16 protein-coding genes are annotated in these 14206 nt (G+C 42.1%); 8 read left to right on the forward strand and 8 right to left on the reverse strand.

The window, feature by feature from the left end; all coding sequences use genetic code 11:
- Window positions 1-73 precede the first annotated feature (73 nt).
- Window positions 74-601 (forward strand): HdeD family acid-resistance protein, encoded by a 528-nt coding sequence (locus A5870_RS08805; protein ID WP_077453447.1) that lies wholly within the window; start codon window positions 74-76, stop codon window positions 599-601.
- 120 nt (window positions 602-721) lie between these two features.
- Window positions 722-1165, forward strand: a complete 444-nt coding sequence (locus A5870_RS08810) for a hypothetical protein (RefSeq protein WP_077453448.1) — start codon at window positions 722-724, stop codon at window positions 1163-1165.
- 32 nt (window positions 1166-1197) lie between these two features.
- On the opposite strand, the gene A5870_RS08815 is transcribed toward A5870_RS08810, so the two are convergent.
- Window positions 1198-3132 (reverse strand): heavy metal translocating P-type ATPase, encoded by a 1935-nt coding sequence (locus A5870_RS08815; RefSeq protein WP_086292430.1) that lies wholly within the window; start codon window positions 3130-3132, stop codon window positions 1198-1200.
- 184 nt (window positions 3133-3316) lie between these two features.
- Between A5870_RS08815 and rsxC the strand changes: the two genes are divergently transcribed.
- From rsxC to A5870_RS08830, 3 genes are read left to right on the forward strand one after another with little or no spacing between them, the layout of a single operon-like run.
- Window positions 3317-4654, forward strand: coding sequence for an electron transport complex subunit RsxC (gene rsxC, locus A5870_RS08820; RefSeq protein ID WP_086292431.1), 1338 nt, complete (start codon window positions 3317-3319; stop codon window positions 4652-4654).
- Window positions 4647-5717, forward strand: coding sequence for an RnfABCDGE type electron transport complex subunit D (locus A5870_RS08825; RefSeq protein WP_086292432.1), 1071 nt, complete (start codon window positions 4647-4649; stop codon window positions 5715-5717). Before rsxC ends, A5870_RS08825 begins: the two co-directional genes overlap by 8 nt.
- A gap of 23 nt (window positions 5718-5740) precedes the next feature.
- Entirely contained in the window at window positions 5741-6313 is a 573-nt protein-coding gene (locus A5870_RS08830) for a hypothetical protein (protein ID WP_086292433.1), read from the forward strand.
- Between the two features lie 36 nt (window positions 6314-6349).
- On the opposite strand, the gene A5870_RS08835 is transcribed toward A5870_RS08830, so the two are convergent.
- Window positions 6350-6547: a hypothetical protein gene (locus A5870_RS08835; RefSeq protein ID WP_005236143.1), complete on the reverse strand. Its 198-nt coding sequence runs from the start codon at window positions 6545-6547 to the stop codon at window positions 6350-6352.
- Window positions 6548-6682: 135 nt separating this feature from the next.
- On the opposite strand from A5870_RS08835, the gene A5870_RS08840 reads away from it, so the two are divergent.
- Window positions 6683-6955 (forward strand): hypothetical protein, encoded by a 273-nt coding sequence (locus tag A5870_RS08840; protein WP_005226206.1) that lies wholly within the window; start codon window positions 6683-6685, stop codon window positions 6953-6955.
- Between the two features lie 88 nt (window positions 6956-7043).
- On the opposite strand, the gene A5870_RS08845 is transcribed toward A5870_RS08840, so the two are convergent.
- The 3 genes from A5870_RS08845 to A5870_RS08855 form a co-directional block, all read right to left on the reverse strand.
- A complete protein-coding gene (locus tag A5870_RS08845) occupies window positions 7044-7415 on the reverse strand; it encodes a hypothetical protein (protein ID WP_005226207.1) in 372 nt (123 codons plus the stop codon).
- A gap of 173 nt (window positions 7416-7588) precedes the next feature.
- Window positions 7589-8134: an ECF transporter S component gene (locus A5870_RS08850; RefSeq protein ID WP_086292434.1), complete on the reverse strand. Its 546-nt coding sequence runs from the start codon at window positions 8132-8134 to the stop codon at window positions 7589-7591.
- Complete coding sequence (locus tag A5870_RS08855) at window positions 8118-8537, reverse strand: DUF4430 domain-containing protein (RefSeq protein ID WP_086292435.1); 420 nt, start codon at window positions 8535-8537, stop codon at window positions 8118-8120. Before A5870_RS08855 ends, A5870_RS08850 begins: the two co-directional genes overlap by 17 nt.
- Window positions 8538-8702: 165 nt before the next feature.
- Here A5870_RS08855 and A5870_RS08865 point away from each other — a divergent pair, with 165 nt between their 5' ends.
- Window positions 8703-10103: a C69 family dipeptidase gene (locus A5870_RS08865; RefSeq protein WP_086292436.1), complete on the forward strand. Its 1401-nt coding sequence runs from the start codon at window positions 8703-8705 to the stop codon at window positions 10101-10103.
- Window positions 10104-10288: 185 nt separating this feature from the next.
- Window positions 10289-10459 carry an aldo/keto reductase gene (locus A5870_RS08870; RefSeq protein ID WP_081118717.1) on the forward strand — a complete coding sequence of 57 codons (171 nt, stop codon included), beginning with the start codon at window positions 10289-10291 and terminating at the stop codon, window positions 10457-10459.
- A 62-nt stretch (window positions 10460-10521) separates the two neighbouring features.
- Here the strand turns inward: A5870_RS08870 and A5870_RS08875 are convergent, their stop codons facing one another.
- From A5870_RS08875 to A5870_RS08885, 3 genes are all read right to left on the reverse strand, one after another.
- Window positions 10522-11682, reverse strand: a complete 1161-nt coding sequence (locus tag A5870_RS08875) for a MalY/PatB family protein (RefSeq protein ID WP_086292437.1) — start codon at window positions 11680-11682, stop codon at window positions 10522-10524.
- Window positions 11683-11712: 30 nt separating this feature from the next.
- Complete coding sequence (malX, locus tag A5870_RS08880; protein ID WP_081118719.1) at window positions 11713-13275, reverse strand: maltose/glucose-specific PTS transporter subunit IIBC; 1563 nt, start codon at window positions 13273-13275, stop codon at window positions 11713-11715.
- A gap of 103 nt (window positions 13276-13378) precedes the next feature.
- Complete coding sequence (locus A5870_RS08885) at window positions 13379-14161, reverse strand: MurR/RpiR family transcriptional regulator (protein WP_077453459.1); 783 nt, start codon at window positions 14159-14161, stop codon at window positions 13379-13381.
- Window positions 14162-14206: the final 45 nt, after the last annotated feature.

Raw genomic sequence — 14206 nt, forward strand, 5'->3', positions numbered from 1 at the left:
GCCTATTTCCTAGGTTTTTTGATATCTATTTTCACCAGAATTCGGTACAATAAGAAAAAAAGGAGGAATTATCATGAATGCATTTTTTGATAAATTACAACGCTATGACTTGCTTCGTGCCGTCGTATATATCGTCTTCGGCTTCATTATCTTGATCGCGCCACGATCTGTCTTTAACACGATCGTTTATCTTGTTGCCGGATACATCGCATGTCTAGGGATCATCAGCTTGTATACGAGCTACAAAGAAAAACAAAAGGGCTATTACAATGTGCAATCGGTCTCTGGTATCTTACTATTGATCGCTGCAGCTGCTATTTTAGTTTTTGCTAAAGGGTTACTTGCTATCGTACCATTTTTCTTGGGAATCATGATCACCATCAGCGGGTGCACCCGCTTAATGGCAAGCTTTAACCAAAAACGCATTGGCTTACCTTACATCACGAGCTTAATCATCAGTCTCTTGATTATTGCTGCTGGACTCGTTCTTGTATTAAATCCATTTGCGACTTGGCTCCTGTTCTTCCAAATTTTTGGTGGTATCTTGATTTTCATGGGGGCATCCGACGCTGTTAACCATTTTCAACGAAAAAGAGCTTAATAAATGAGAATGTTTTAAAATTTCCTTTGAATCTAACATCTACATGTAGACTTTTCCCGCTATTCCTTTTAAAATAGGAGATATCAAACAGTCAGTCCATTGAGAGGCGGGAGGTGCGACATGAAGAAAATCAAGCAAGAAGCAAAACATCCAAATGATGTGCCGGTAATTTTTTTGACCGATGCAACTGGCAAAGTCGTACGAAAAATCTCGATCAATGAGTGGCGTGCGTTAAAAGCGAATCCAGACCAAATCGAAGAACTTGATATCAAATTGTATCGTGAAGCGATCAGTTTCTATCTTCAAGAAGACTATGCGAAAGCAAAAGATCTCTTGCATTTCTTGATCAATAAAACGGACTATAGTCATTACGAATATGTTGAGCGGTTAGCAAATATCTATCGCATCGAAAATCGTCCTGCTAAAGAAAAAGTCCTATTGCTGACTGCTTATCATGCAATCAAACCGTTAGAATCCTCTGAAGGAATTCTAAGAAGGATCGAAAATCGATTACAAAAAATCGATGCCTTTGATTTTCCAACTTCGACACAATTCAGTCATTAAAAAAAGCAGCTATCTTTCGATAGCCGCTTTTTTTATGCTTCTGGCAGTTTACGCAAAAGGCGCAACCCGTTGAACAATACAATCAATGTACTGCCTTCATGGGCAAATACCCCCAACCCAATGTTCATCATGCCGAATAGATTCAAGCCGACTAATAACGCGACGATAAACATGGAGAAGAAAATATTTTGCCAAATGATCCGATCCATCTTCTTCGCTAAGCGATAGGCATATGCAAAACGTGAAAGGTCATTCTTCATGATCACTGCGTCTCCTACTTCAATCGCAACATCTGACCCTTCCCCCATCGCAAAGCCGATGTCTGCTTGAACGAGTGCAGGAGCATCATTGATACCATCACCCACCATGGCGGTTTGTCCGTATGCTTCTTGAAGTGCTCGTACTGCTTCTGCTTTGTTCTCAGGAAGAACATTGGCAGCCACTTGGTCAACCTTTAAGCGCTGACCGATTGCTTCACCAGCAGAAGCACTGTCTCCGGTGATCATAACAGTATGGATACCTTCATTTTTCAAATAATGAATCACAGAAGCTGCCTGTTCGTTCGGCTCATCCATCAATGCGATGATCGCCGTAACCTCTTCGTTGATGGAAAACACGACCATTGTTTTTCCTTGCGCTTCCAATTGACGGTACTGTTGCTCCATCAAACCTGTGAACTGGGTGTTTTCGGTTCTTTTTCCTAATCGATAGTTTTTTGTTCCTGCGACGGCACCTAACCCGGAACCAATCTCGTTTGTGACAGTCAACTGTTCGATTTCTCGTATTTTCTCTGTCTTCTCGAAATAAGTAACGATCGCATCTGCTAATGGGTGGTTGGCTTGCTTTTCCATCGAAACGATGACCGCTGCTGCCTCTGATCGATCGATCGTATCAGCGAAAACGGCTTCCGTGACTGTAGGTTTTCCGACAGTCAATGTTCCCGTTTTGTCAAAAGCCACCGCTTTGATCTGAGCAAAATTAGTCAAGTAATTGCTCCCTTTAAAAAGAATCCCTTTTTTTGCTAAATTTGAGATCGCCGACAAACTAGCAGGGACAGCGCTTGCCGCTAAAGCACAAGGAGAAGCGGCAATCATCATTACGATCCCACGATAAAAACTTGTATACCAATCCCAACCAAATAGAAACGGTGCAGTCAAAATGAACAAAGGGACTGCAATGAAAACAACTGTTACATAGATTGGTTCGATTTTTTTGATTCGTGTTTCGGTCGGTGATTGATTTGATTGCGCCGCTTCCACCACTGAAAGAATTTTTGCGAAGACTGTTTCAGAGCTGTCTTTCGTGACTTCCATCAAAAATGTGCCGTTTCCATTAATCGTACTCCCATAGACTTCGTCTCCTGTAGTCTTTTCTCGAGGAATACTTTCCCCATTGATCGAGGCTTCATTGATGGCACTCGTCCCAGAAAGGATTACGCCATCTGTTGCTAACTGATCACCAGGCAGCACTTGCAAAATATCCCCTTTTTTTATCTCTGAAGCGGCAATTTTTTTGGTTTTTCCATCTGGACCCATCAAACGGGCTTCCGTGGGATTCAGTTTGAGAAGATTGGTGATTTCTCTTCGACTTTGTCCCTCGGCGTATTCTTCTAAGAAGTGAGCACCTGCAAAAATCAAAATCAACAAAGCGGCTTCATTAAAATTTCCTATGACCATGGAACCAATCGCTGCCAACAACATCAAAAGATGTACATTCGGTGTGAAGCGCCGATTGGCTCTGGTACTTTTTATGGTATCTTCGATCCCTTCCCAAGAAATGTGATAGCCCGCTAATAAAACCGCTGCAAAATAAAAACCATCTTTCACCCATTGGTTCGGAACAAAAAGTGCCAGTATAAAGAGCAGTAAGCCTGCAAAATAAACGTTACGCGGAAGAATCCCATGATCGTGAGTATGAGAATGTCCCTCCGTTTTTGTGTGATTATGTTGACAAGTATGTTCAGCCATCATCAAAACCTCCTCTAGTCCATCTAACATATGAACAATCAATCATATTTATACACTTATTATATATGAATAAACAATCATATGTCAACCGAAATAAGTTTTTCTTGTGAAATGTAAGCGTTTTGGGTTTTGTGATTCTTTACGGCATGCTAGAATAAACTTAGGAGAGAAAGGAGTGTTGGTTATGAGAACATTTACTGGCGGTATTTCACTAAGTCCCCCATTAAAAATGTTAAAAGAAAAATTAATGATCGAACAAGATGAAATTCTTACCTTTTCACCCACGATGGTTTTTATCCCTTTAGCACAACATATCGGTGCCCCGGTGGAACCGATCGTTTCCGTTGGCGATTACGTCAAACAAGGGGAAGTGATCGCTGAGACTGATGCGTTTGTATCTGCCAAAATTCATGCATCTGTTTCGGGTAAAATCGTCGACATGGTCGATTGGCCGAATCAAAACAATGAAGAAGGAAAAACCATCATCATTGAAAACGATTATGCTTACCAAAATGATTTTTTGTCTGTCCCCTTCGACTGGCAATCCGCTGCTAACGAAACCATCCTCAACAAAATCCGTCAAGGCGGCATCGCCGGCAAAGGCGGTGCAACGTTTCCCACCCATGTCAAATTCAGTATTGATGAAACAAAAAAAATCCATACTTTGATCTTAAATGGATCTGAATGTGAACCGTTCCTACGCAGTGATGCTTTCTTAATGCAAAAAGAAGCAGAAAAAATTATTCGCGGCGCAAAGATCGCCCAAAAATTATTAGCTGGTCCAAAAATTATTATAGGCATCGAAGATGACAAACCAAGAGCCATTTCAGCCATGCAAGCCGCAAGTGCAGAGGATGACACGATAGAAGTCGTTACTGTCCCAACTGTTTATCCAACCGGTGGTGAAAAGCAGTTAGTAGAGTTATTGACCGATCAAGAGGTGCCTTTAGGTGGTTTGACTGCCGATATTGGCATCGTCTTGATCAATGTTGCCACCAGCTTTGCCATCGCCGAAGCGGTCTGTTATGACAAACCGTTGATTGAACGCTATACAACCGTTACCGGCGATGTTCAAAATCCCTGCATCGTCAAAAATCCGTTAGGAACACTCGCAGGAGAATTGATCGACTTTGCCGGCGGCTTTCAAGGCGCCCCCAGTAAATTGATTCTTGGTGGACCAATGATGGGAAAATCCGTCAAAACCTTGAAAGTTCCGGTCACCAAAGGCAGCAACGGCATCGTTGTTTTTAATGAAGAAACCGATTGGCTCTATGCCGAAAACCCCTGCATTCGTTGCAATAAATGTGTCGAAGCTTGTCCGATGCGCCTGATGCCGATGGAGATCGATCAGTTTTATCGAGCGGGGGATTATCAAAAATGTGAAGAACTGTTGGCAGAAGCATGTATCAATTGTGGTGCCTGTACCTTCGTCTGCCCAGCCAAACGTTCCTTAGCTGCCAATATCACTGCCGCAAAAGGCAAAGTTGCCCAGCTGCAAAAGGAGGCGAAGGAAAGTGCCTGATTACTACAAGGATTCTGATAGTGAGCGCCTCTTTCAACAGCGGAAAAGTCAAGAAACGCCCCCCAGCCCCCATATTCGTAGCAATGACGAGACCATTAAGATCATGGGGTGTGTGGTACTAGCCCTATTACCAGCAGTTTTATTCTCTGGCTATCTTTTTGGGCTCAAGGTATACGGTTTGTTTTTCATTGCGCTAGCTACGGCGTTTGCTGCCGACGGTCTTTGGTCCTATCTTGTCAAACGGCCGTTTCGCTTCGATTTAAGCATCGTCGTGACGGCCTTGCTTCTAACCATGAACCTCCCGCCGACAGCTCCTTGGTATTTCCCAGTGATTGGGGTGGCGTTTGCCGTAATCATCGTCAAAGAATTTTTTGGCGGAATCGGTTATAATTTCCTAAATCCAGCCCTCGGCGGTCGAGCCCTGTTGATTGGCTTGTTTTATAACCAAATGTTTCTAATCAGTTGGCCTGATCCACCATTCGGTAGCATCGCACCAGATGTCGTTTCGCAGGCTACAGCGAACGATGTTGTTTCCGGTGCTACACCGTTAGCTGTCATGAAAGCGGGAGAAACGTTGGGTGGCTCTGAACTAGTAGATGCCTTTTTAGGATTTACCGGGGGGCGAATCGGTGAAACCAGTGCCTTACTTTTACTGTTGGGTGGAATTTTTCTCGTTTACAAGAAAATCATCTCCCCTCGTATCCCATTGATTATCTTTGCGACGATCGGGCTCTTTGCTTTTATCCTTGGTCCAGAAGGACTTTTTACTGGCAGTTGGCAAACGGTCATCGGTCATATCATCAGTGGTGGTGCCATGTTGGGTGCGATTTATATGGCGACTGATTATTCTTCGACCCCAGGAACAAAAGCAGGAGAAAATCTTTTTGCCTTAGGCGTTGGCCTCCTCGTTGTGCTCTTCCGTTTCTTTGGTTTTACGAATGAAGGCATGAGCTATGCCATCTTGATCATGAATTGTTTCACCCCACTTATTGATCGCTTCTTACGCCTTCGCATATTAGGGGAAGGAAAAAAGACCCCGTTCAACCTTAAAATTATGAGCTAAATCGCAAAAAAGGAGGGTTCCTTATGATTATCGCCAATCGGCTAGTGGTCTTTCTAGTCATTCTACTCACAAATTACGCCTGTCAAAATTTGGCGCCGACCGTCAAAGAGAAAAAACCGAACGTGACGACACGAGTGGTTTTCCTCTCAGGGATCATTGCGGTCGCTTACTTGTTCAGTGGGTTAAGCTTTTATCTTTTACTTCAAAATCGTTTCGTCTATGGCAATCAAGTGGTCACCAACTTGGTAAGTGCTGCCATCATCGCCTTGATCGCGGCGGGCTTGTGTTTACTGATCGTTCCAGCAAAAAACCGTTTCTTGACGACTGATCTAAAAAAAACGATCCTAGTCAGTGTGCTCTTGCTGACGGTCGCCACTGTGACCCAATTTCCCTATACCGATTATTTAACCAATTTATTTGTTGCTGTAGGCATGTATTTCCTCTTTTCTTGTGCTTTGTCAGGGGTTCATACACGGAATCAAATTGCCGCAATTCCGCCAATTCTAAAAGGTTTCCCACTGGATATCGTAACACTTTTTCTATTTTATCTGAGCTTTTCCTTTCTCAACGGTGTCTTCTTCAACTATTTATTCTAAACAAAAAGCAAGTCCCGCCTTGGCAGCGGAACTTGCTTATTTTTTGCGGAATAACTCTCTGAAGGAACCAATCAAAAAACCAGTCGAAAAAGCATTTTGTGCTTTTTGTTCTTTTTCAGCAGCGATTTTTTGTCGGGTTCGCAGCCCTTTATTGGCATTTTTGGACTTCTTCCCTTCACGGAGTTCTTTCGAAGCCTTTTGAAACTCATTTGAGAAACGATTATACCCAACCATTCCTTTTGCCCCCTTTCTTTTTACATGGTACTTAATAACGAGGATTTACTATAGGAATTGCCTTTCTGATGCAAATCAGGTAACATAACAGACAGAAAGATGATTTACCCTAGGTTTATCAGAAAGGAAGATTCCATGAACGAAACCCACACTGGATTGTTAGTCAATAGCCGCGTTTTTCAAGAAACGCCAATGATGCTGACAGGTATCCAACTTTTAGAAGACCACAAAATCGTAAATTGCATTATTAAGGATCGCTACTTAGCCAGCTATGTCTTACGCCTTCCATTAAATAAATACCAATTAGAAGTCGAAGGGAAATGGAACAAGCGGGAACAGTTAGTGATCAAGCATATGAAAATCAAGAATATCGATGAGTTTATTAAAATCGTCGGTACGCCAGAATAACAGGACTCACGAAAGCAAGTGCAGGCAACTGCCCTTGCTTTTTTTTCTGAAAAAATCCAGCTGATTTTCCTCTCTATTCCTCCGAAGTCTATCGCGACATTCTGGTAAACCGATCGATCAAGGCTTTTTGCTCCTCTTTGATACCGATCGCTAACGGTTTGATCATTAATTTGACAGTGGTCGAAGGTGTCTGAATCTGGACTTTTTTATTTACCACACCGCCTAATTGTAATTTTGTGATCTCATGGATCATAATTGTCTGCATCCCTTTTTCATGAAATTGCAGATCTAACTGAATCAAGTGGATTTTTTCTTCGTCAACCACCACGATAAAATACTTTGGGGTTGGCAGGGCAATCATTTTGGCTTCCTCGGCATAACCAGCCAGTTTTCCATGGAACTTCGCGCGGTAGCTTTCTAAATCATCTTTTTTCACGATCCATTTCATCAAAAGCCACATCCTTCCTTAGATACCTTAAGGATACCTGCAGAAACCGCTTTTGCACAACAATATGCCTGCTTGTTTCCTCACATAGCCACTTTCATCTCGTTTGATCGTCAAAGACTTTTCCTCTAGACATAGATGTTTTTGTCACCACGACTGCTGAGTCAAGCAAAAAGACAGCGAGGCGCTTAGTACCCTTCGCTGTCTTTATTTGGATAGTAGTGTTGGAAAAGCCGTAGAAAGATCGGTGCTAGTAACAAATAAAAAATGCCATTGCCTACTGCGTGCAGGGCATCAAAGCTCAATCCTTGAAAATAGTAAGCCCAAAAACTAGGAAACCCGTAAAGTTTGACACTGATCCAAGATATCACAAAGCCATAAGCAAACCCTGCAAACACACTGTAGCTGACTTGTAAAAGCAACCGTTTCATAAACAGCTTGCTTTTTGACAACAGATACATCCCCAAAATAATGATTGCATAACTAACTAATTGAGCGATCGTCCATATTCCCATTCCCATGTAAAAATTGGTAATCAGCATCGAGAGCAGACAAACGATCAATCCACGACGAAGACCTAAATGGATGGTTACTAATAAAAAGATCACCGTCATTGGTTGAACATTGGGTAAGGGTTGAAAAAGTGTCCTGCCGACGACGGCCGCTGCCACAAGCAGCCCTAAATAAGCAATTTCTTTTCCAGCAAATGAAAGTAGTTTATTCGAATTTTTCATAGGTGAAAACCACTTTATCGTTGTTTCCTAAAAAGGTATCATCCGCCCCAGTTGTAATCATTTCATCATTGATTGTATACGTCCAATAATAGCCAGCTTTTTCATCTTGCGCTAAACCGTCGATGCTGGTGATCATCCCTTGATTTTCTTCCAAGTCAAAGTTGTCTTTCATGATGGTCATCAAAGAAACCCCTTCTTTAAAAGTGACCGTTTTGGTATCAATCTCCCGGTCTTGCTCTTCACTTTTATTATTGAAGCTGATTTGGGCAGTGCGCTCTTCGGCATTTTGTTGAACTGACGAAGAGTCACTGGAGGAGTTTCCCGCATCCATCGATGGTTTGGCACAGCCGGCAAAAACCAGACTAAGTAAAAAAATATAACTAAAGATAACTGTTTTCTTCATAATAATGGCTCCTTTGATTATTTTTACAACACCTTATTGTACTAAAAATAAATAAAAAAGGCGAAATATTTTTGTTCCTCTCTATAGAAAGCATTGTAAAACCATGAGACTATGGGTATACTAGCTTCAATCATTCGTAAGAAGAAATGAAGGAGTGTTGGAAAGATGGATAGAAAAAAAGCGTCCTGTACCACTTTACTAGTAGGAAAAAAAGCATCGATCGACGGCTCGACCATGATTGCCCGTAATGAAGATTCTGGAAGCGGTTCGGAACCGCAAAAATTCGTCGTTATCACTCCAGAACAGCAAGGAAATGAATTTTACGCCGTTTTAAGCGGCTGTCGAATTCGTTTACCTAAGGATCCCTTACGTTATACTTCGACACCTGAAGCAGATGAATCCCAAGGAGTCTGGGCAGCTTCAGGAATCAATGAAGAAAATATCGCCATGACTGCGACAGAAACGATCACAACCAATTCACGCGTTTTGGCTATTGATCCATATGTGGAAGATGGTATCGGGGAAGCTGATTTCGTCAGCATCGTACTGCCTTACATCCATTCCGCTAAAGAAGGTGTTTTGCGCTTAGGGGAACTCTTAGAAACCTATGGTACCTATGAAGCCAACGGGATCGCGTTTTCTGATGCCGAGGAAATTTGGTATATGGAAACCATCGGTGGACATCACTGGGCAGCTGTTCGCCTACCCGATGATGCCTATGTCGTGGCACCCAATCGCTTAAACATTGATCACTTCGATTTCGCCTCAGAAATGACGTTGTGTTCGCAGGATCTCGAACAGTTGATTGAAGACTATCAATTAAATCCTGATTTTGAAGGTATCAATCTACGCCATATTTTTGGCAGCTCATCAGAAAAAGATACCCGTTACAATAACCCGCGGGCATGGTACATTCAAAAACACTTTAGCGGAACAGCTGCTGAACCGATCAATCAAGAGCTCCCGTTTGTATGCTACCCAAAACAAAAGCTATCCGTGGAAGATGTAAAATGGGCATTGAGCTCCCACTTCCAAAATACGCCTTTTGACCCTTACGGTACAGGAACCGAGACACAAAAAACACAATTCCGATCGATTGCTCTCAATCGCAACCAGCAAGTCCATATTTTGCAGATCCGCAACCACGTGCCTGCAGCAATCGCTGGCATTCATTGGCTCGCCTTTGGTCCCAATACCTTCAACGGCGTTGTGCCATTTTATGCAGCTATCACTAAGACCCCACTTGGCTATTGCGATACGACAAAGACCTACGATCCAACAAATAGCTATTGGTTAGGACGCACCTTGGCGTTGATTGGGGACAGCGACTACGATCGCTATAGTGATCTTGCCAACCGTTTTGAAATGGAAACGATGGCGGCTTGTCGCCGCATCCAACAAGAAACTGATTGTAAAGCTTCCGCTGAAAAGGAGCCTACTCGTCTGCTTGAAGAAGCCAACGCTGAGATGGCTGAACTGTATTTAAAAAATGCAACAACGTTACTAGGAAAAATGGTGGAGTCTGGCAGTAATAAAATGGCCTTGCGTTTTTCTTTAGCCGATTAGTCAATCGCTGAAAATAAGAGGATTAACAAAAACTTTACATGGAATTGCAGCAATCTAAACATTGCTCTCCTATACTAAAGATACCAATTCGTTTTCTTTTTCCTTGCTGGTACAAATCAAGCAATTGATTTGTACTGGTCCCCCTATGGAAGACCAATTGGTAAAAACCGTTGGGAGGAATGAACATGACTACAAGCATTTATCGGACTGTCACCAACGAAATTGTTAAAGGTGAGATCATCAAGAGCAAGAGTCAGCAAGATATGCTGATCATTCAAGACAAAGAAGGTTATTTCCATGTCGTTGAACCACTCCCCGTTACTACTGCAATGACTCCCCGCACGACGAAAGACTAAAAAAACCACTGGCGATCAGAAAGAATACAGGATCTTTCTGATTGCTCAGTGGGTTCTTTTTGTTAGGTCAAACTCAATGTGAATCGTTTCAAGCCATCAATGAGTTTTTCTCGCGAACAGCCAATGTTTAGGCGCAAAAAATTTCTCCCCTCTTTCCCATAGATTTCCCCTGACATAATCGCAACTTTTCCCTTACGAATCATTCGTTGCTGCAATTCTGCCATCGTTAAACCCATTGCTGTACAATCAATCCACATAAGATACGTGGCTTCACTTTTCGTGACCACGAGTTCTGGGTGATGTTCCTGTAAATAAGCGATCACATAAGCAATGTTACCATCCAGATAGTCATTGAGCTGATCCACCCACTTACTTTCATTATCGTAGGCAGCAATCGTTGCGGTCATGCCAAAAATACTGGTGGAGCTCAACCCATCGGCTTCTTTTAACTGAGTTAAGAAGCGATCACGCAACTTGGAATCAGGAATGATTCCATAAGAATAAATCAACCCTGGAAAATTAAACGTTTTGCTTCCCGAAGTAACAAGGGCTACATTTTTTTGCAACAAATCAATGATTGGTTGATGCCTTTGTCCTTTTCTTACAATGTCCATATGGATCTCATCAGAGATGATAAATACTTCATGGGTTCTCGCCAATTCGATCATTCGTTGCAACTCATCCTTTTGCCAGACTCTCCCAGTTGGGTTATGAGGACTACAGAGGAGAAGAACTTTATTTTCAGGCTGTGCCATCAATCTTGTTAGCTCTTCAAAATCAATGCGATACGAGTTGGCATCATAGATGAGTGCATTAGGTACGATTTTTCTTTTGTTCTCTTTGATCATTTTATAAAACGCATCATACGCTGGCGTCTGAATAATGATCCCATCTCCTGGATCACTGAGTAGGGTGACGAGCTGTTTAACGCTATATATAACGGAAGGACTATAGACCAGCCAATCGCTTTTGATCATGCTGTTAAAACGTTCAGAATACCATTTGCAGACCGCTTGCTTGAATTCATTATGATTCCAACGTGTATACCCAAAAACCGGGTGTTGCATTCGCTTGATAAGTGCCGCTTCAACTGCAGCTGGCACCTTGAAATCCGTATCGGAAATCGTAAATGGCAACAAGTTTTTTTCACCAAAACGGTCTTCAACATAATCCCACTGAGTACACTGGGTTCCTTTACGATTGATTGGTTCATCAAAAAACATTTTCTTCACTCCTACTACTTGACAATTTTGCTAAAGAATCGCATCAAGTTGGTTTCTGACTGTTGTTACTTTCGTTCCAATGATTACTTGAACGTTAGTATCATCTAAGTGAACGACTCCAAGCGCACCTAGTTTTTTTAACCGTTCATCATCAACCAGTGAACCATCAGTTAACACCAGGCGTAGCCGTGTAATGCAATTGTCCAAAGAGTCAATATTACTTGCTCCCCCTAAAGCTGCCAAAATGCCATGGGCATCATAGCCACTTTTTCCAGAATACGTCTTTTCATCTTCCATCTCATTCTGTTGCTCGTTGTTGTCTTCTCGGCCAGGTGTTTTCAAATTCTTACGAAGGATCACTGTTTTAAAAACAAAGTAATACAGGGCAAACCAGCAAGCTCCTACGATCAGAACGAGCCACCATTTTGTATATGCGCCTTGCATCACGCCAAAGATAAGAAAATCAAGCACGCCCCCATCGGTATTTCCAATCGTGACACCCAATAGACTCATTACCATAAATCCAGCACCTGTCATGATTACATGAAAAATCCATAATAAAGGGCTGATGAATAAGAATAAGAATTCGATTGGTTCAGTAATTCCTGTCACAAAAGTTGCAATGACGCCTGAAATCAATAAGCCTTTTATTTTTGAACGATTCTCAGGTTTTGCCGTCTGGTACATAGCTAATGCTGCTGCCGGTAAACCAAACATAAAGGTTGGCATCTTCCCTTGAGACAAGAACGCCGTTGCACTTGGTGAGATACTTAAGCCGTTTTGTAATTCCGCATAAAAAATATTCAACGCCCCAAAGACTTGCTGACCATCGATCAGCTGACTTCCCCCTGCTTCGGTAAAACGAATCATGGAAACCAAAATATGGTGTAACCCAAATGGCAGTAATAAGCGTTCACCTGAACCAAATAAGAACGGACCGAATGGACCAGCTTGTTGAATTAAATGTCCGATTCCTGTGATGATCATAGCAAACAACGGCCAAATCATCGGAATGATCACCCCAACCACAGCTAAAGTAAGCGAGGTGATGATTGGAACAAAACGTGCTCCTGAAAAGAATGCAAAACTATCTGGCAATTGAAAATGGTAAAAGCGCATATGCAATTTATAAACGATCAATCCTGCGATAATACCACCTAGAACTCCCATTGATAATGTTTGAATGCCAAAAACGATCTCTTGTCCTGCTTCTCGTAGTTGATCTGCAGTAGCTAATTGATTCGTTTCTTGTAAATAAAAATTGATGGATAAATGCATCACGACATAGCCCACAAAGCCTGAAAATGCCGCAACTCCCTTCTCTTTTCTTGCTAGACCTAAAGGAATCGCCATCGCAAACATGACGGGTAAGTAACTAAAGGCAAACCCACCGATCGTTGACATGAAACGAAAAACCACTTGGAGCCAAGGGGCACCTAAAAACGGGAAAACATCGATCGTTGAAGAAGATGAAAATGAACTACCAATCCCTAAAAATAAACCCATGAATGCGAGTAAAGCGACTGGCAACATAAATGTTTTCCCAAGTCCTTGAAAAATTTCCATCCAGCTTGCTTTCTTCCCTTTTTGCATATCATTTCCTCCTAACACTTTTGTCTCTTAAAATGTAAACGATATCAAGAAGGCTTACAATACAGTTACCAAAACAAGAATGACCATTCACAAAATGGAATGGTCATTCAGGATCAAGTACTTCTTCGATTTGATTGGCGTATTGAATAATTAAAATATCCAGTAACGCTGCTAAAGAGATCCGTGGGCTCAAATCGACTTCATGATGATAAATCGCTGTCATTTCAACAGGAAAAGAGAAGGTGGCAAGCTTCTCCAACGTGCTTTTTGGTTGACCAATACAGGCTAAAATTGGCACACCTCTTTGTTTCAACCGGTTAGCATAATTTAGCATCCCGATCGTTTCCCCACTATGACTAATAAAAATAGCGATATCTTTTTTTGATAGTTGATTAGCGATGGTTGTCAATTCATCCCAATCCGTTGAAGCGCCAACCGTTTTTCCTAAAAACCGCAACTTTCGACTCGCAGATAATGCAACCGGCGCACTTTGCCCTAAAGCAAAAAATTCGATTCGTTGTGCTTGCTGAAGCATTTCCACGGCACGCTGAAAGTCGGCTTCTTCGATCATTGATAAGGATGTCGTCAGCTGGTCAATCATTTGCTTGATCAGTGGGGATAAACCAAGAGAAGCTTGAGTAGATGATTTTCTTTCAAGAGTTTGATAATTCTTCAGTGAAAATTTGAATTCTTGAAAACCGGTAAAGCCAAGCTTTTTTGCCATTCGGCTAATCGTCGCTTGACTGGTGTACGTTTGGGAAGCTAACTCATCGGCCGTCATTTCTGAAACTTTCTCGGGTGCCCTTAAACAATAGTTAAGGACCGTTCTTTCTACTCGGTTCAGCTCTGGAATTTTGTATTGGATTCGTTTATATAAATGATTCATCACCTGCTTCTCCTCTCTACTATTGCTTCATTCTTCCGTCTCCAC

Source organism: Enterococcus sp. 2G9_DIV0600 (assembly GCF_002140615.1).
GTDB classification, from domain to species: domain Bacteria; phylum Bacillota; class Bacilli; order Lactobacillales; family Enterococcaceae; genus Enterococcus_D; species Enterococcus_D innesii.